Here is a 17,275-nt window from a genome sequence, read left to right as displayed (position 1 = left end):
CGCGCGCCAAGTTCAACGGAAAGCGTTCTCACCATGGGCACTTGGCGCGACTGGGGTTGGCACGTCCTGGTACTGGCTTCTCGAGCCCTTTCGTTCACCCTTACGCCCGCAGTTATCTGGCAGGCAATCCATGGCCAGTCCGATCCGGCGGGAATGCTGCGGCGTGAAAAGCTCGAAGGACTCGAATGGTCGCGCACGGAAGCTCGGCCGACTCCTTCTCTCACGCCACATCTCGCGCATTTGCTTCCTGATATCAGGGGATTGGGCGTGAGCGTACGTCGACGACAATGCAAGGCTTGCCGCGTTTTACGCTGCCTCTGTGTCTTCGCCCGCGTTGTACGTACGGAACGCGTGACATGAACGCGCAATACGCCGTTGCCGTCTCGCTGGCGGACAAAATCAAGGACTTGAATTCTGTATCTTAGGGAAGTGGTGATGTTCAAACGATCTTCAGTTCATTACGGGCGCACACCCGAACCAGTGACACCGTATCAGAAGGCGGCGCAGGTCTGGGATGAGCGAATTGGAACGGCCCGTGTCCAGGCAAGGAATTGGCGGCTTATGGCCTTTGGCTGCCTGACGCTGTCGTGCGGCCTAGCGGGAGGTCTGATTTGGCAATCGGCACAGGGCGCGATCACGCCCTGGATCGTCGAAGTCGATCAACTCGGCCAGGCCCAGAGAGTGGCGCCGGCCAATTCGGAATACGAGCCGACCGATCCACAGATCGCCTATCACCTGGCTCGCTTCATCGAGGACGTTCGCGGTCTACCAGCCGATGCGATTGTCATGCGCCAGAACTGGCTTCGGGCCTACGACTTCACCACCGGTCGCGGTGCTGCCGCGCTCAACGAACATGCGCGAAGCAACGATCCCTTTGCGAAGCTCGGCAAAGCGCAGGTCTCGGTCGAGATCTCGAGCGTCATCCGGGCGTCACCGGACAGTTTTCGCGTGGCTTGGGTTCAGCGTGCCTACGACAACGGATCCCTGGCCTCGACCGAGCGTTGGACTGCCATTCTATCGGTGGTCATCCGGACACCGCGTGACGCCGATCGGTTGCGCAAAAATCCGCTCGGAATCTACGTGAATGCGATCAATTGGTCGAAGGAGTTGGGGCAGTGACAGCGTATCTCCTCGAACCTCATATGAACGTCTCCCCGCAAGCCGGGCGGAAAGTTGCGACGCGGAGAAATGTGCTCGTTTCAATGGCAGTTATCTGCAGCTGTATGCTTGGCGGTTGCTCGACGTTCATTCCGCCCGAGATCGCCTACGACTCCGATGTGCCGCCATTGCCGCCCGCCCCGGCGCCGGCGGATGACCGGCCTCGACCGCTCCACATTCCTCCGTCCTGGAAGCCGGCGCTTGGCGGTAAATCGGGGGCGAAGGAAGAGGCTGAGCCGATCAGCAGAATCGAGACGGCGAACAGCTCTGCCCGGGTTGAACCGCGCAAGACGGGGTATTTCAACGCGGCGCAGATCTATAGCTACAGTCCGGGGGCGCTCTACCAGGTTTACGCGGCGCCGGGACAAATTACCGACATTGCGCTGGAAGAGGGCGAGCAACTGACGGGGAACGGGCCGCTTGCCGCAGGTGATACGGTGCGCTGGGTGGTTGGTGACACGGAAAGCGGCAGCGGGGACACGCGCCGAGTCCATGTTCTTGTGAAGCCGACCCGCGCGGCGATCGAAACCAACCTCGTCGTCAATACCGACCGGCGCACCTACTTGATCGAGCTCCGCGCCCGCGAAAAGCCCTATATGCCCTCGGTTGCCTGGCATTACCCGGAGGAGAGGCAAGGGAAGGTGCGATTGGCGCAATTGACGCCGGTTCTGCCTGACGCGTCGCAGCGCCGCTTCCGCTATGCAATCGAAGGCGACAGCCCGCCTTGGCGTCCCCTTGCGGCCTACGACGACGGCCGGAAGGTCTATATCGAATTTCCGCGGGGCATCGTTCAAGGCGAGATGCCGCCATTATTTGTGCTTGGTCCCGACGGCAAGACCGAAATCGTCAACTACCGCGCCTACGGCAACGTGTTGATCGTCGATCGCCTCTTTGCCGCTGCCGAATTGCGACTGGGAGGAGAGCACCAGCAGAAGGTCAGGATTGTCCGGACCGATGGGAGGCCATCCTCATGAGCACCGAAAATCGGCAAGTTGACGGATCATCGGCTGGCGCACAAACGTCCGATGAACTGGCGAGGGGCTTTCGCCTCAGACCCGAATACCCGCATGTCACGCGCCTTTCGCGAAAGGTCTTGGCGACGGGAAGCGCGCTCGGGCTAGCCATCGTCGGTGTTGCTGTGGTGTGGGCACTGCAGAAGAACAGGAGCGCCAGCTCCGCGCCGGAAGAGCTCTATAGCACTGATCATCGCAATATCGCCGAAGGCATTACGGCGTTGCCGCGTGACTATGCAAATCTTCCACGTCAGGTGCCGCAACTCGGTCCCCCACTTCCTGGTGATCTTGGCAGGCCGATTCTGTCCGCTCAGGGATTGTCACCGGCTGCATCGGCCGGGGTGCCCGACCCAGAGCAGCAGCGCCGGGATCAGGAAATGGAAGCGGCACGCGTCAGCCGTCTGTTTGCGCCGACGAATATCCGACACCAACCGGCCGCTGATGCTCACGTGCAGACAGGCGATCGCGGAACCGCACCGGCGACAGCGTTCAACAATGACGATGAATTCGCACAGAACGGGCAGGAGCGGAAGCTGACCTTCGTCAATGCCCCGGTTGATCGCCGTACCACGAGTACGGATCGGATCACGAAACCGGCTTCACCATATATAGTTCAAGCAGGAACGGTCATTCCTGGAGCGCTCATCACCGGAATCCGCTCTGATCTGCCCGGGCAAATCACAGCACAGGTCACCGAACAGGTATTTGACACGCCGTCCGGCCGTTTCCTGCTGGTCCCGCAGGGGGCGCGCCTGATAGGCATTTACGATAGCCAGGTGACTTTCGGGCAGTCCCGCGTGCTGCTCGTCTGGACGCGGCTGATCATGCCGAATGGCCGTTCGATCGTCCTGGAGCGGCAGCCCGGGGCGGACGTGGCGGGGTATGCCGGTCTGCAAGACGACGTCGACAATCACTGGGGTGAGCTATTCAAGGCTGCCGCGCTGTCGACGTTCCTGGCTGTCGGCACGGAAGTGGGTGCGGGCACCAATACCAACAGTGACAACAGCGCACTCATCCGGGCCTTGCGGCAAGGTGCGGCGGGCTCACTGAATCAGGCCGGCCAGCAGGTGGTTCGGCGCAGCCTCAACATTCAGCCGACATTGACCGTCCGGCCCGGCTTCCCGGTCCGTGTCATTGTCAATCGTGATCTCGTGCTCGAGCCCTACAAGGGATGATCGCCACATGGCAAAACTCAAGATCGCAGCGCTTCCCGACGCCAAGCCCGTAAAGGTGACTACTGAATTGCCCGCGATCGTGCATCGGGACCTCGTAACGTATGCGGAGGCCCTGACGCGTGAAACCGGTCAAACGGTCTCTCCCGAGAAGCTGATTGCGCCCATGTTGGCGCGGTTCATGGCCACCGACCGGGGGTTTGCAAAGCTGCGGCGAAGCAATCACTCGCCAGGAGCCGGTGGAGGTGAGGGATAGCGCTCTGCCAAGAGGTTGAGAAAGTGCCTCAGGGTCGGGCTTTCATTGTCAGCTCCCCAATGCGCGTAGAAGCCGATACGGCTTGGCCCCGTTCCGTCCTGTAGTTCTCGGTAGATCAATCCAGCGAAACTGGCTCCAATATCTGACTCCATTACCAAGCTTATCCCGAGCCCCATGCTGATAAGGCTCTTTACAATGCCTCGGCTCACATCGTGGCGCTGTATTTTCGGTCGCTCTTCAGGAGACAAGAGCTTGGAAATGAGAAGATCCTCAAGTTCTCGTCCCGGATCCTGCGTGCTGAGGAGAACGGTTTCGGGACGGAGATCCGTCCAGTAAACGACGTCGCGCGCGGTCAAGGCATGGTCCTTGGGGAGTGAAACCAGAATCTGCTCACTCCAGAGCGACAGCGTCTTGCCGTCTGAGTAGGGCAGGCGTCCCGGACAGATAACGATGTCAACTGTTCCGTCACGGAGGGCATTCATCAGGCGATCCCTTGAGCGTTCGACTGTTGCCAGCTCGATCTGCGGAAAGCACCTCTTGAACTCAACAAGGGTGGCGCGCAAGTTTCCTGCAGAAATAGAGGTGCAAAAGCCGATCGAGATGCGGCCAGCATCGCCGCGCCCGTTGGAACCTGCTGTCTCGACCAGTGCGTCGACCTGCTCCAGGATCAAGCTTGCGATCCGCAGAACGCCTCGGCCAGCCAGAGTGGGCTTTACCCCTCCGGTAGAGCGCTCGAATATGGCGGCTCCAATCAGATGCTCGAAGCGACTGATCGAGCGGCTCAAGACTGAATGTCGAACCGAGAGCATCTCTGCGGCCCGCCGGAGACTCCCGCAATCATTAGCAGCTACTGCAAAGCGAAGATGCTGCAGCTCGATCGCAGACGTTCTTGCCGCAAGTTTCCGATTACTCGTGTTACCGATCTCCGTCATCTCCGTAGCTCGAAATTGGACTAAGATGGTTGCGTTCCCGCTTCGGCAAGAACGTGCATTTCCGCGGGGAATGGTCGCACGCCTCGTCTTACGCGGCCGTGAGCATGACCGGCGCCCAGAGAACTGGGCCAGAAAGGTTACCTGCTTTACGTAGCGTCGCGAGTACCTCAACCGAAACAGCAAGGTAACCTGCAACGGCGAAGGTATTTCCGATCTTGCGGGGATCACCAATCCTTCGCAGGTGCCAGCCAACGCGCCGAAGGATCCTTTCCATCCGGATGTCCGTGACGGTGACAATATCGGTTAGGCGTCGCGACACCCCAAATTCGATCATTCCTGCGAACAACTCGTAAGTGGCGCGAGCGATGCCGTGTTTCCCTTTCTCGGCGTCCGATGCAACGTCGACCGCAAATCTGCTGCTTTCCCAGATGACAGGGCTCGCCGGCGCCGGCTGCCCGTCCAGGAGTGCGGGGAACGTATCTCGAAGCATATTCGGGCCGAGACTGGGCAGGAGCCGAACACATCCCTGCACGTGACCGCTCTCCGAAACCTGTGCCAGGTATGCAGGATGTAGCGCGTCGAAATCATCGATTTCCATGTCGCCGCTGCGCTGGACGTCCCAATCCATTCGTACTCTGAAAACGCGATATCGCAGCTGGTGGATTCCAATGAGCGTGTTGGAAAACTCACCATAGTATGGCTCTGTGATCAGTTGAATCATGACTTTCTCCAACTAGTGGAGTCATGATCTTGGCAAATGAATGCGCCCGAACGCATCACCTCTAGTTGCAGGGGGGGCGCGTCCCTAATTTTGCTTACTTTTCTTAGCAGCAGCCAGGCGCATGGCGGCTTGTACTATTGTTCGTACGCCCAGCTTTTCCTTCGCGCTGTTTAGGTAGGAAGCCGCGGTATTGCGCGAAATGCCGAGAATACATCCGATCTCCCAGGCACTTTTCCCTTCGGCAGCCCATTCGAGGCATTCGAATTCACGAGGAGACAAGAGGAGTCCCTCTATTCTGTACCTGTTTACGAGCTTGCGGCGGACGTGAGCGTGAAAGAACATCGCGATAAGCTGAAGGACGCGTGCGTGTGAAGCAACACAGCTTTCGAACGACGCCTTTCGCTGATTGGTAGCGAAAGTAAGGGCAGCGATCGGACCGTGACCGTCATGGATAGGAACAGTAAAGCCTAGCCGGATTCCAAATTCAGACGCTTCGTCAAGTAGTTGTTGCTGCTCTCCCGTGCAATATCCTGAGGGCACGTCAATTCCCCATCGGAAGGGTTCTCGATCTTGGAGGGCCTGCACGATGACCGGATCGATGCGCTCATAGCGGTTTAGCAGATAGTGAGAGGTCCACGTCGTCGGATATGTTGAGATGAGGCGTGGCTCGTCGTGTTGCTCTCGCGGAAGCGCCAGATACGCAAAACAAGACAAGTCCAGCGCTGCGGCCGTGACCGACATCGCTTCAGAAAAGTCAGCAAGATCTTCGGCGTTCGACAGAAGATCAATGAATCTCTGAAAAATGCGGTGCATCGACCTATGTCGATCATGAGTGTTGGGGTAGGGCGAGACGGTACTTCGACCGCGGCGGCGCGAACCAGGTCCGCACGTTCGTGTCGAACCTTGTTGTTCCGCAACATTGTAGCAGCGCGATGCCTGCGTGCTACGCGAGCCCGAGTCTGTTCGTATTGGATCTCGAGAGGCAGTTGCCTCTGATTACCTAGCTACTTGGCATAGGTCAGGACCTTGAACGTGTTCCGGAAAAAGACGTTTGCGTAGAATGGCGACACGCTGGTCACGACCTTTTTCGAAAGGTCGGCTGTTCCTTCTGCGGTTACCGAATAGAGCCGCTCCATCACTGGATCGTAGGCGAGCGTACGCGCGCCAGCCTGAGTGCCGACTGCTTCGATAGGTCGGTATGAATCAGCCGAAAGCTGCTCGAAAATGTTGATCACGGCACTTACGCCACATGAGAGGAAGACGCGTTTCGTCCTTGGATCAAAGACGATACCATCGACGCCACCTCCGATCTCGGCGGTATAGACAATCTGCCCACTGTCAGCGTTCATCACTGCGAAGCTCGGCTTCACTGTATCGCTACCGCGGCATCCGAGAAGAATCCGCCTGTTGCCGGCGTCGTAGACGAGGCTATTGGTCCGCGCGCAGCCGGGGGTAGACCAAGAAGCGGTCACGGTCATCTGTCGAGTATCGATCCGATAGACGGTATCAGTGTCGCGACCGGCCAGGAACATCACGCCGTTGCCGTCGAAATCGGCATGCTCCGGTTTGAGGGTGGGGACCTTGATGGTGCCAACAACCTTCAACGACGGTGCGTCAAGTACGACGAGGCCTGTTCCGTCCTTGTCCGGAGCGACATTGACGATAAGGCGTTTTGTTGAGGGATCGTAGTGGCTGTTGTCGAGTTCATTGGCAAGCTTGATGGCCTCCGCTGCCTGAAGTGATGAAAGTCGAAACGGCGTGATCGTTCCATCCTCGTTGTTGGAAATTCCCAGGTCGAGATCCGGCGCCAAAGTAACGCCGTTGGAACTGTGTTGCTCGGTTTGATCGATGACCTTCACGATTTTCTTGGAGCGTAGATCATAGACTTTCAGCCCCTCCTTGCGATTCCCGATGAAAAGGCGTGGCTGCGTGGGATCGAGATGCAGATAATCCCAGGAGGAGCCATTGCTTGGAAGAATCTGCGTGTCCTGAAGTCGCCAGCCGTCGAAAGCCGGCGCCGACGTTGCGGTGAGTAGAGACGCAGCGAATGCTAGAGTGGCAAGGCGCATTGCAAGTTTCCTTTAGATAAAGCGCCCGTGGCGCAAGCGGATTGCGGTGCTCGGTGGTTTTGAACGGGTGTGGGACGAGCTGTTTTGGTGTGGACGCATGCAGCGGACGAGCTAGATCACGACAGCATTCTCTTCGCTTGCGGATCGCTGAGCTGCAGGACGTGTGCGGTTAGCTGGATCAATTGTCGAATAGATATTTTCGCATCACCAAGACCTTCCGTTGCGAATTACATCTTCGTCGAATCCGTTTCACTTTAGGAGTGCTCCCTTCCTGGTTGTGAAGGAGAGTTACAAGCGCTCGTGTGAGCGTTTCAAGGGACTCAAAAATATATTCGGCACTCTGCGTCGCTTCAGGTTGGTGACAGGATTTCAGCTGTACCAGTCGTGCGCTTAAGCGCTTTTGCAGGAATTGCTGATCAAGCGCGAGAACGAGCCCGCCCATTCGAGGCGCGGCCATTTGGTTGGGGCGCCATAAATGAAATTTTTTGTCAGGTCGACAGCGTACGCTGTGGTCTTGTCGATCCCGGCTTTGTCGATGTCTCCTGCTTTGGTGATTGCCGAGGAGCTGGAGGCTCGAGCAGCTGGCGAGCCGACTTCACGCTCGGCCGCTAAAATGCGTAAGCCGAAAGGACAGGGAGCGGTTGCTGCGCCGTCGCCGTTGCCGTCACCTCGACCGGCAGAGACGCGACTCCCCCGTATCCCCGAGGGGGAGTCGGCACGACCGCAGCTCGAGGAGCGAGGCAGTGCCGCAGTTACGCGCACGAGCATCACCAGCGATGCGCTGCAAGCTTCCAACGCACAGAATACTTATGACGCGATCAGAAATGTGCCTGGCGTTGCGCAGGCCGAGGCGAGGGCCGGTACCGCCGACTCGCTGCAGATCCGCGGCATCAAGCTCAACTCAACGAGCAGTTATCGAATGGATGGCGGTCTCCCGATCGTCAACAACATTAACCTGCCGATCGAGAGCAAAGCACGTATCGACGCACTCAAAGGCGCGGGCGCGCTCCAGTATGGCGTGGCGAGCCCGGCAGGCATTGTGAACTACATCATGAAACGGGCAACCGACAAGCCGGTTACCGCACTATCTGTATCCGGTAGCCAGTACGGCCAAATGATCGGCGCGCTCGATGTCGGACGTCGATTTGGGGAAGATAATCAATTTGGAATGAGGGTGAATCTTGCCGGTGGCGAGATCGGTTCTCCGATTCAAGGAGCAGGGGGCGTCCGGTATCTCGGAGCCGTAGCGACAGACTGGCAGCCCAGTGACCGTTTCAAGGTGATCTTCGACTATGAGCGTTTTGGGATCGACGTCGTCGAGCAGGCTCCCCTCCTGCTAAACCCTGCAGTCAACAACAAGATTGTGCTGCCGCGGGTGCCTAAGAACGACCGGCTTAACACAGGCAGTTGGGCTCGATCGGTCGGCTATGGCGAGAATATTTTTGGCCGCGCCACTGCTGACGTTGGCAATGGCTTCAGCATTATTGGCGAAGCGGGCCGTTCGGAGGGTTTTCGTCCACAGCGGGCTGTGGCGCAAATTGGTAACTACAACGTAGTGACAGGTCTTGGGCGTGGCACGGTTACGATGGTCGAAGACCAACTTAGCGTGAACAACTACGGAAACCTTGCAGCCAAGCATCAAACATCATGGGAGTTCATCAAGAACGAGCTTACGGTCGGCATCACACATAGCGAGCGGCTGTTTAACAATCCGCAGAATCCAACATTTACCTTCCAGCAGAACATCTACGATCCCTTTTATGTGCCTGCCCCGATCGTACCAAGTGGCCGGACATTTCTACCGAACAATAGTCGGAATTTCGATACGTACTTCCAGGACCAAATCGACTTCTTCGATCGTCTGCACCTGTTTGGTGGCATCCGGCAAATCAACTACACGTCCGAGACGGCCCGGCGAAAGGGGGGAGGCTTCGATGTCAGCGAGTCCACGACCTATGCCCCAGCGGCAGGCATCGTCTTTGACGTCACGCCGAAGATTTCCGTCTATGCGAGCTATGTGAGTTCGCTGGAAGAGACTGGCCAAGCTCCGGTCCAGGCTGTCAATGCCTATTCTGTTCTGCCGCCGGCGCCGGCGACTCAGATGGACGCTGGTGTGCGAGCCGAACTCTTCGGCACCCAGGCGACAGTCGGGGCGTTCAAGATCAATCGCGCCAACGCTACGATTGATCCACATACGCGGGTTTATGGCTTCAATGGCAACATCGTATACGAGGGGATAGAATACACGTTGGCTCGCCCCATTACCTCGGAGCTAAGTGTAAATACCGGCGGCCAGATTATGAAGGCTCGTCAGATTGCGCCGGATGATCCGAGCATTGATGGCAAGACCCCTGAGAACACGCCCTTCTTCAGTGGGACAGCTGGGGTCGTCTACCGGCCGGATTGGCTGAGGGGACTGAGTCTCAACGGCGGTGTTCAGTACATCGGCGTGCGCGAGGTAAATCCGCAGAACCAAGCAACTCTGCCGGCGAATTGGCTTTTCAATGTCGGAGCGAACTATGCGACGCGGATCGGAGGTCGGCGCGTGGTATTCAATCTGAACGTTCGAAATCTCACCGACAAGCGCTACTTCAGTTCGGTGGCCACGGGCGCCCTCGCTATCGGTGCACCGCGCACGGTGACGTTGAGCGCTCGCGTGGAATTCTAGTTGGGTAGTCGCGTGCCGGCATACCGAAGACCGAATGGTCGCCGATGACAGGTTGGTGTCAGCCAGTATGTGTCAGGCAATAGCTACGCAAAGCATCCGACCAAAGATCGGAAGCAAGTGGAGAGGAAATTAGAATGACAAGGTTCGGTTGCGCTAACCGCTTGCAGTCTTACGGGGTGCGTGCCTTGCGAGCATTGTTTGCGTACGTCGACCACGCACTCATGAAGTCGCTTGGCTTGCAAGTCTGTCCGAGCCGCGTCATGCGGCGCCGCAGCTATCCGTACTCCCCATCCAATCAGCATCAGATCCACTGAGGGAATCGTCATGCGAAGAAAGACCATACATGAAACGTTTAATGCCTGCATCGTCGCGGCGATGGCGCTCGTCGGGACAATCGCGGCTTCATCGGCGGCCGATACAGCCTATCGGCCCCTTGCCCCGATTAAGCTAGAGGGGCAGGGCGTCGTACAGGCGCTGCGCCTCGACCCAATCTCGCGCAGGCTGTTCGCTGGCGGCTCACGCGCGATCGAGGTGATCGATATCGACGCTGGAAAGCGCGTCGGTACTGTCGAGCTGGGGGGGCGCGCTTCCGCCATTGCACTCGGTACGGATATCGGGCGCGGTTTCGCAAGCGTGCCGGGTGAGAACGCGGTCGTCACGTTTGACCTCGCTTCGCTGAAGGTCCTGAGCACCGAGAAGCTCTCCGGCGAGCCTGGCGGCATGACCTATGATCCCGGCACCAAGCAGGTGTTTGTATCGGGCAAGGACGGCAAGCTGACGGCGATTGTGGGGACGACAGGCAAGGTTGCTGGCACGGTTGCGGTAGGTGGTGTGCTGAAGCAGGCCGCGGTCGATACCCGCGGTGGTCTCTTCGTGGCGGATTCCGCCAAAAACGCGATCCACGTGATTAGCACGAAGGACCTGAAGGTGCTCGGCCAGATCCCGTCTTGGCCTGCCGAGAAGCCGACTGGCCTGGCTCTCGACAATAAGGAGCGCCGACTCTATGTCGCGGCCGAGAACAACCGCATGGTGATCGTCGATCCTGATGCCGGTCAGATGATTGGCCAGGTCGAAACAAACGGGCGCGGTAGTGCGGGCATTGCTATCCAATATATGCCCGCCCGTCTGGCTTGGCTGGTGATGCCCACGAGCGATGGCAATGTCAGCGTGATCAAGAATGCCAAACTCACCGCGACCCTCGAATCGACTGTCGCTGCCAACGTCAGGTCAGACGCAGTCGATATCGATCCGCGGAGCGGTCGCACATTTCTGGGTGGTGAGGCCGAGGTGCTCGTTCTGAGCAGATGAGGCCTCCACTGTTCAACGGCTAAATCCATCATAGGCCGTTTTCTTCCCTTCATTCGATTTCATTTCGCCTTCAGAGGATCCTACCCAATGCGCAAGACGTTCCCTCAATTACCTGTCATCGGAGCCTTGCTTCTGGCTTCCACAGTTCTGAACTCCGCCTCTGCCGCTCCCGTCAGTGTCGACGCCATCAAGGGCAAGAAAATCCTCTTCGTGGTTGGCGATACAAAGAAGGGGAGTGAAAACGATGATCCACTCGTCAAAGGCTACCTGCAACTCAGGGGGGCGGAGGTCACTTACGCGAAGTCTGATACCGACGTCTCCGCGGCCAACGGCAAGGACTTGGTTCTGATCTCGTCAACGGTCAACGCGCGCGAACTCCGCGGCAAGTACCGGGATGTTCCGGTGCCGGTCGCGACCTGGAACGCCTATACCTTTGCTGACATGAACATGACCGGTAAGGTTCTGCACCACGACTTCTCGGTGGTGCGAGAGAAGCCATTCCACAACGAGAATCACGCCAGTTTCTATGCTCACGCCACGAGTAGTACGAACGAGATCCTGGCCGCTGCCCGTCTGCCGCACGGGATGTTCAACACCATTCTGTTCAGCGCGGGTGAGACCAACCCGAGCTGGGGAAAACCCGCGCTTAGCGCCGACGTTGCGGTAACCTTCGCAGATGATCGCAACCAGGCGGCCGTTTTTGCCTACGAGCGTGGGGCGCTGATGGCGGGAGAGTATGCAGCGCCAGCGCGCCGCGTCGGTTTGTTCATGGGCGATAATACGTTCTCGAAGCTTTCAGATGCGCAGGGGCCGACAGTTAACGATCCGCAGGAGTACGCGTGGTTTGCTGGCCGCCGCGTAGTCGATGCTGCGATTCGCTGGGCGCTGACTCCACCCGAACAGCCGGTCAGGGAGAACGCACCTCAGCAGTTCGAAGAGCTGAAGAAATTGGCCGCCGCAAAGCGAGTACTGTTCGTGCGTCGCCTGGATCTACCCTGGCCCGAGAATGAGGCATCGGATCAAGCCCACATGACTTGGCTCAAGTCGCTCGGCGTTGAATTGACTGTGGTCGATCAGATGGAGCCGGAAAGCCATGCACAGGGTAAGGATTTGGTGATCATCTCCGCGAGCATCAACAAGTACAAGCTCGGCATGAAATACGCGAATGCTGCGGTGCCGGTGATCGTTCTCGAGGCGAAAGCGGTCGACTCACTGCACATGGTGTCGCGGCGTCGGAACACCGACTACGGCGTCAACGACCACAAGGAGAGCCTCTATCCTCCGGAGAACTATGTGGACATTGCCCGGCCTGCGCATCCCGTCGCGGCGGGTTTCCCGGTTGGGCAGTTCAAATTGTACAAGACGCCAGGGGTCCTGGCATGGTCACGCCCCCCGGCTGGTGCGCAGGTGATTGCGACGATACCCAATCAGCCGGAGCACGCAACCTTGTTCGCCTACGAGAAGGGGGCCACCATGGCGAACGACGCTGTCGCCCCCGCTCGACGTGTTCTGTTTCCGATGGACGCATCGCGCTTCCCCGACCTGACCGAAGAAGGGCTCACGGTCTATGGGGCCGTCGTGAAATGGGGGCTGAGCAAGCCCCAGTCCTAAAAGTTCGCCTGGATGCTCGGATCGAATCGCGGGAGCGGCTCGGTCGGGTATCCTGGCGCAGCTAATTGCCGCCTTTGCGGTGCTCCGATTTCCCAAAGCCTGAGGACTACAATGAAGCCACTTCTCACTCTGTTTGCTGCTGCTGCCATGTTGCTGTCGACATTCACCGCTGGCAATGTACGTGCTGAAGATGTCGTTAAGGTGTGGACCCCACCAGCCCACAAAATCGTTGCTCAAACGATCATCGATAAGCTGATGAAGGAGCGTCCGGAGCTTCTCAGTGTGACGTTCCACGGCGTGCCGCCAGGGGCGGACAAGGATCGCTTTGCGATGTTCGCCGGGTCGTTCCTTGATCGGATTGGCAAGGCTTCCGCCGATGACGATATCATGGTTGCGGCCAAGGGCTTCACGATCATCGACCCGCGTTGGAATAAGAAGGATCCCGAACCGAAATTCCTCGTGCTCGTTCCGCTACGCGATGCGCAGTCCCGTAATGTGGGATGCATCGTGTTTGCATTCAAGAACACCAAAGAGTTCACCAAGACCGAAGCAGAGTTTCTTGCCGCCGCCAACGGCATTCGCGATAGCATCCGCCCCATGATCGCGGACCACGCGTCCCTGTTCGCGCCGGCAAGTTGATCATGCGCGAAGACCTGCTTTGATTGATCGGTGCCATAGACCGGTCGATGGCTCCACTTAGAATCGGCATGGGCTCCGGCGCGGCAAGTAATCTGCGTCGGGGCCGCGATCTAAACTCGCGCCGGACCGGAGCAAAGCGCGCTGTAGGAGGGATGGCTCTGACCGAGTCGGAGTGGCGGCCGTAACACTCTCCCTTCACCCAGGGGGCCGACAATCACGATGAATTGCTAGAGAGCGACACCGTCAATTCGGATGCAATGCGCGCTGCCATAGCTGAAGGAAGCGAAGCCGCTTGAGCTGATCGAGGGAGGCCAGCAACTCTGGACCGACACGGATCGGACGAAGCGCGACGTCGCGAGCACCAGGAAAGCTGATAATGCCATGCGTCGCCTCTAGGTCAGCGCGGACGGACGCCATCCCTCGCTTGGCAAGCTCAATCTGACCGGTTCGGGACAAGAGGAAGTCGAGGAAGAGCTTGGCAGCATTCGGGTTCTTGGCCTTGGCAGAGACGAAGGCGATCCGCGACATCACCAGCGTATAGTCGGAGGGAAGAACGAAGCCGAGGCTTGGATCGTTCCGTTGCCGCTGCAGGACATATGAACCGATTGCGTTGTACGCCAATGTATGTTCGCCGGACACCACGTGTTCGATCATCGCAGCGGTCGAGGAATAGAACTGGGCGTCGGCTTGGCCCATCGCGCGGACAACTTCCCAGGTGGCTGGGATGCTGGTCTGCAAGTCCTGAGTTGCATAGAGAAAGCCGACGCTCGAGCGCTCGGGATCGTAACTCGCGACCTTCCCCCTGAAGGTTCCCTGCGGTTGCCCGACCAGTCTGGCAAACTCTGCATGAGTGCGCGGTACCGCCGTGTCCGGCAACAGGCGGGCATTGTAGGCGAAGACGATGGGTTCTGCTGTCGTTCCATATGCTTGACTTTTCCATTTCGCCCAATCGATGAGATGGTCTTTCTCCGGCGAGGCGTACGTCATGGCATAGCCGTCATTGATCAGCTTCATCTGGAGGTCCATCGCTGACGACCAGACCAGGTCGGCTGTTGCCCCAGCGGCTGCCTCACCGATGAAGCGTCTATGGAGCTCCGTCGAATTTAGGTCGGAATACTCGACCTTGATCTTCGGGTAGAGCGCTCGGAACTGAGCCAGGAGTTCGGGTACCTGGGAGGCGTCCGCGGTGGAATAGATCGACAGCGAGCCTTCGCGATTGCCAGCCTCGATGATCTCTGCATATTCGACAGGGTAGCCCGTTGGGATTGGTGTTTCCGTCCTGGGGAACGGCGAACCTCCGATCAGACCCAGGGCGATCGAAAGCACAATTCCACGGCCCATCTGTCTTCACCATCCGTCGGGCGTCGGCACTGTTGCAATGCGTACTTCCAAGGCAACGGCGCAATCGGCTAAGCTATCCTTTACGATCATGGAGCCGAAACCGCCGCCTAAGAAAGATGCGGTGGACCGGCAGGAGGGAACAGTAGCATGCGCATCCTCATTGTCGAGGACGACGCGGCACTTGCCCGCGGCATAGTGTCGTCCTTGCGCCTTGGTGGTTATGCAGTCGATCATCTGTCCAACGGAGCCGACGTAGCTCATCTGCTTCGTCAAGACGTGTTCGCACTTGTGGTGCTCGATCTTGGGCTGCCGGATCAGTCGGGTTTTGATATTTTGCGCGAAATTCGCCGGGCGGGACTCCAGACGCCCGTCATGATCCTGACCGCTCGCTCTGCGGTTGCAGACCGGGTGCGCGGGCTCGACCTCGGGGCCGACGACTACTTGACGAAACCCTTTGATCCGGCCGAACTGGAGGCTCGGGTACGCGCGCTGGTTCGCCGCGGGAGCGGCCACCCAGATCCAATCCTTTCATGTGGAGACCTTGTCTACGATCGCTCGTCTCAAGTTGCTACGCTTTGCGGCAAGACGCTCCCATTGCGCAAGCGCGAACTCGCGATCCTGGAATCGCTAATGACGAGAGCGGGAAAAGTAGTCTCGAAGGACCGCCTGATAAGCGAGGTCTTCGGGTATGACGAAGAAATCTCGCCGAATGCGATTGAGGTCTACATTGCCCGTCTTCGGCGATGTTTTGGGGAATCCGGTCCCAGGATCGTAACGTTGCGGGGATTAGGTTACCTCATGGAGTCAAATGCGGTGGAGGCGGGCCAGTGACCTTCCGCTCGCTTCGCATTCGCGTTGCGGCCTATCTGCTCATTCCGATGGCCGCGTTGGCCGTGGTGCTTGCGATCGGTGGAACGTGGTTCGTCGAGACATTCGTGACTAAAAGCTTTGACCGAGTGCTCGGTGGCTCAATCCTGGCGATCGCCGAGCGACTTAACGTACAAGACGGACAGATTATGGTGAATCTGCCCGCAGCTGCCTTCGGAATGCTGTCGAATTCGGAAGGCGACAGTATTTTCTACAGCATTACGTCTGACGGACAGTTCGTCACCGGCTATCAAGATCTGCCGCTTCCCGAGCACATGCCGGCGCCATATTCGCTGAGCTACCGGGACGCAGTTTTTCACGGCCAGCGCGTGCGCATAGGCATGACACTGAGACCCATTTACGTCACCAAGCACAATGCCCTCGTGCAGGTTGCGGAGACGACCCAGGGGCGAGATCTCTTCGCCCGCCGCATGCTGATCGCTCTGACCGTCCTTGGACTGGTTCTCGCCAGCATCGGGAGTGTGCTTATCTGGCTCGCAGTGCGGCTGGGGCTTAGTCCTCTCGACAGGCTCCGGTGGGAGGTGGAGCATCGCCGTCTCCTCGGCCACGGCTCGATCGCCCCCTTTTCCCTTGCCAATGTTCCACAGGAGGCGCTGCCGCTCGTCGGTGCTCTGAACGATCTCCTCGCACAGCTCAACCAGGCGATGGCGGTGCTTCGCCAATTTACTGCCGACGCTTCGCACCAGCTGCGCACGCCAGTCGCGATTGTGAAAACCCACCTCGACTTGCTCGATCGGCAGCCGCCAGGCAGTCCGGCCTGGCGCTCCTCGCGCTCCGATATCGACAGCGCTATCGATCGGCTCGACCATTTGATCATGCAGCTCCTCACGCTCGCCGCGATCGAGGAGGATGCAGCTCGGCAGTCTGCTCCTGCTCGGTGCGATCTGACCGAACTCGCCCGTAGAACGGCCTTTGATTTTGCTCTGATTGCGCGGCGCCGGGGGATCGACCTGTCTTTCGATGCGAAGGATCAACCCGTCCATGTGATGGTAGTCCCTTTGTTACTTGAGCAGGCATTGCGCAACCTCCTCGACAACGCGATACGCTACAACCGCGCTGGTGGACGGGTTTCGGTTGGCGTGTCCGTCTTTGCCCCCAAAGATGGGGCAGCCATTGCCGTCCTTGATGTCGAGGACGATGGTCCGGGTATCCCCGAAGCGCAGCGCGAGCTGGTTTTCGAGCGCTTTCACCGGGTTACGCGTCCTGATGATCCCGGCGGCAGCGGCCTGGGCCTCGCAATCGTGCGCGCATTCGTTGGGCGGTTCGAGGGGGCTATCTTGTTGTCGGAGGGGCACGGCGGCCGCGGCCTGCGAGCTAGAATCACCCTCCAGATCGCCGATGCGGCAGGTGACGACCTTCGCATTCATGGAGCCGAGCTGGTCTAAAGAGGCCCAGAGGGATTCTGAACGGGCGTTTGATTCCGATCGTTTCGACGCCGAGGGCAGAACTTCGCTTTGCTTCAAGGATGAAGTCTGAGCGGATGGCAAGCCGAGCCAACG

Annotated in this window: 15 protein-coding genes; 10 read left to right on the top strand and 5 right to left on the bottom strand. The window is 58.6% G+C overall.

The window, feature by feature from the left end; all coding sequences use genetic code 11:
- Positions 1-435 precede the first annotated feature (435 nt).
- The 4 genes from trbF (at position 436) to ACFFWD_RS26130 (ending at position 3,599) form a co-directional block, all read left to right on the top strand.
- On the top strand, positions 436-1,119 hold the full coding sequence (gene trbF / locus ACFFWD_RS26145; protein WP_376970007.1) for a conjugal transfer protein TrbF: 684 nt from the start codon (positions 436-438) through the stop codon (positions 1,117-1,119).
- 83 nt (positions 1,120-1,202) lie between these two features.
- Positions 1,203-2,132 (top strand): P-type conjugative transfer protein TrbG, encoded by a 930-nt coding sequence (gene trbG, locus ACFFWD_RS26140; protein WP_376970099.1) that lies wholly within the window; start codon positions 1,203-1,205, stop codon positions 2,130-2,132.
- The gene (locus ACFFWD_RS26135) at positions 2,129-3,346 is read left to right on the top strand and encodes a TraB/TrbI/VirB10 family type IV secretion system protein (protein ID WP_376970005.1); all 1,218 of its coding nucleotides are present in this window, start codon (positions 2,129-2,131) and stop codon (positions 3,344-3,346) included. The genes trbG and ACFFWD_RS26135 overlap by 4 nt, the downstream gene beginning before the upstream one ends.
- 7 nt (positions 3,347-3,353) lie before the next feature.
- The gene (locus tag ACFFWD_RS26130; protein ID WP_376970003.1) at positions 3,354-3,599 is read left to right on the top strand and encodes a DUF2274 domain-containing protein; all 246 of its coding nucleotides are present in this window, start codon (positions 3,354-3,356) and stop codon (positions 3,597-3,599) included.
- Here the strand turns inward: ACFFWD_RS26130 and ACFFWD_RS26125 are convergent.
- From ACFFWD_RS26125 to ACFFWD_RS26110, 4 genes are all read right to left on the bottom strand, one after another.
- On the bottom strand, positions 3,566-4,531 hold the full coding sequence (locus ACFFWD_RS26125) for a LysR family transcriptional regulator (RefSeq protein ID WP_376970001.1): 966 nt from the start codon (positions 4,529-4,531) through the stop codon (positions 3,566-3,568). The two genes, ACFFWD_RS26130 and ACFFWD_RS26125, sit on opposite strands and share 34 nt — an antisense overlap.
- 88 nt (positions 4,532-4,619) lie before the next feature.
- The gene (locus tag ACFFWD_RS26120; protein ID WP_376969999.1) at positions 4,620-5,252 is read right to left on the bottom strand and encodes an acyl-homoserine-lactone synthase; all 633 of its coding nucleotides are present in this window, start codon (positions 5,250-5,252) and stop codon (positions 4,620-4,622) included.
- 84 nt (positions 5,253-5,336) lie between these two features.
- Positions 5,337-6,065, bottom strand: a complete 729-nt coding sequence (locus ACFFWD_RS26115; protein WP_376969997.1) for a LuxR family transcriptional regulator — start codon at positions 6,063-6,065, stop codon at positions 5,337-5,339.
- A 191-nt stretch (positions 6,066-6,256) separates the two neighbouring features.
- Positions 6,257-7,321, bottom strand: a complete 1,065-nt coding sequence (locus ACFFWD_RS26110; RefSeq protein ID WP_376969995.1) for a YncE family protein — start codon at positions 7,319-7,321, stop codon at positions 6,257-6,259.
- A 475-nt stretch (positions 7,322-7,796) separates the two neighbouring features.
- Between ACFFWD_RS26110 and ACFFWD_RS26105 the strand changes: the two genes are divergently transcribed.
- The 4 genes from ACFFWD_RS26105 (at position 7,797) to ACFFWD_RS26090 (ending at position 13,547) form a co-directional block, all read left to right on the top strand.
- Positions 7,797-9,989, top strand: a complete 2,193-nt coding sequence (locus ACFFWD_RS26105) for a TonB-dependent siderophore receptor (RefSeq protein ID WP_376969993.1) — start codon at positions 7,797-7,799, stop codon at positions 9,987-9,989.
- 324 nt (positions 9,990-10,313) lie between these two features.
- Entirely contained in the window at positions 10,314-11,297 is a 984-nt protein-coding gene (locus ACFFWD_RS26100) for a YncE family protein (protein WP_376969991.1), read from the top strand.
- A gap of 87 nt (positions 11,298-11,384) precedes the next feature.
- The gene (locus tag ACFFWD_RS26095; protein WP_376969989.1) at positions 11,385-12,908 is read left to right on the top strand and encodes a hypothetical protein; all 1,524 of its coding nucleotides are present in this window, start codon (positions 11,385-11,387) and stop codon (positions 12,906-12,908) included.
- 111 nt (positions 12,909-13,019) lie between these two features.
- A complete protein-coding gene (locus ACFFWD_RS26090) occupies positions 13,020-13,547 on the top strand; it encodes a hypothetical protein (protein WP_376969987.1) in 528 nt (175 codons plus the stop codon).
- Between the two features lie 243 nt (positions 13,548-13,790).
- Here the strand turns inward: ACFFWD_RS26090 and ACFFWD_RS26085 are convergent, their stop codons facing one another.
- Entirely contained in the window at positions 13,791-14,888 is a 1,098-nt protein-coding gene (locus tag ACFFWD_RS26085; RefSeq protein ID WP_376969985.1) for an ABC transporter substrate-binding protein, read from the bottom strand.
- A 147-nt stretch (positions 14,889-15,035) separates the two neighbouring features.
- Between ACFFWD_RS26085 and ACFFWD_RS26080 the strand changes: the two genes are divergently transcribed.
- Both ACFFWD_RS26080 and ACFFWD_RS26075 read left to right on the top strand, forming a co-directional pair.
- Entirely contained in the window at positions 15,036-15,719 is a 684-nt protein-coding gene (locus ACFFWD_RS26080; RefSeq protein WP_376969983.1) for a response regulator, read from the top strand.
- Positions 15,716-17,161 carry a sensor histidine kinase gene (locus tag ACFFWD_RS26075; protein WP_376969981.1) on the top strand — a complete coding sequence of 482 codons (1,446 nt, stop codon included), beginning with the start codon at positions 15,716-15,718 and terminating at the stop codon, positions 17,159-17,161. The genes ACFFWD_RS26080 and ACFFWD_RS26075 overlap by 4 nt, the downstream gene beginning before the upstream one ends.
- Positions 17,162-17,275 lie beyond the last annotated feature (114 nt).

This window comes from Bradyrhizobium erythrophlei, assembly GCF_042430365.1.
Classification (GTDB): domain Bacteria; phylum Pseudomonadota; class Alphaproteobacteria; order Rhizobiales; family Xanthobacteraceae; genus Bradyrhizobium; species Bradyrhizobium erythrophlei.
This window is presented reverse-complemented; position numbering and strand designations above follow the sequence as displayed.

Bases quoted from the DNA above. Each gene is read 5' to 3' on its own strand.
- trbF (WP_376970007.1), top strand. From the start codon at position 436: ATGTTCAAACGATCTTCAGTTCATTACGGGCGCACACCCGAACCAGTG.
- ACFFWD_RS26105 (WP_376969993.1), top strand. From the start codon at position 7,797: ATGAAATTTTTTGTCAGGTCGACAGCGTACGCTGTGGTCTTGTCGATC.
- ACFFWD_RS26115 (WP_376969997.1), bottom strand. From the start codon at position 6,065: ATGCACCGCATTTTTCAGAGATTCATTGATCTTCTGTCGAACGCCGAA.
- trbG (WP_376970099.1), top strand. From the start codon at position 1,203: ATGGCAGTTATCTGCAGCTGTATGCTTGGCGGTTGCTCGACGTTCATT.
- ACFFWD_RS26090 (WP_376969987.1), top strand. From the start codon at position 13,020: ATGAAGCCACTTCTCACTCTGTTTGCTGCTGCTGCCATGTTGCTGTCG.
- ACFFWD_RS26085 (WP_376969985.1), bottom strand. From the start codon at position 14,888: ATGGGCCGTGGAATTGTGCTTTCGATCGCCCTGGGTCTGATCGGAGGT.
- ACFFWD_RS26135 (WP_376970005.1), top strand. From the start codon at position 2,129: ATGAGCACCGAAAATCGGCAAGTTGACGGATCATCGGCTGGCGCACAA.
- ACFFWD_RS26125 (WP_376970001.1), bottom strand. From the start codon at position 4,531: ATGACGGAGATCGGTAACACGAGTAATCGGAAACTTGCGGCAAGAACG.
- ACFFWD_RS26080 (WP_376969983.1), top strand. From the start codon at position 15,036: ATGCGCATCCTCATTGTCGAGGACGACGCGGCACTTGCCCGCGGCATA.
- ACFFWD_RS26120 (WP_376969999.1), bottom strand. From the start codon at position 5,252: ATGATTCAACTGATCACAGAGCCATACTATGGTGAGTTTTCCAACACG.
- ACFFWD_RS26100 (WP_376969991.1), top strand. From the start codon at position 10,314: ATGCGAAGAAAGACCATACATGAAACGTTTAATGCCTGCATCGTCGCG.
- ACFFWD_RS26095 (WP_376969989.1), top strand. From the start codon at position 11,385: ATGCGCAAGACGTTCCCTCAATTACCTGTCATCGGAGCCTTGCTTCTG.
- ACFFWD_RS26130 (WP_376970003.1), top strand. From the start codon at position 3,354: ATGGCAAAACTCAAGATCGCAGCGCTTCCCGACGCCAAGCCCGTAAAG.
- ACFFWD_RS26110 (WP_376969995.1), bottom strand. From the start codon at position 7,321: ATGCGCCTTGCCACTCTAGCATTCGCTGCGTCTCTACTCACCGCAACG.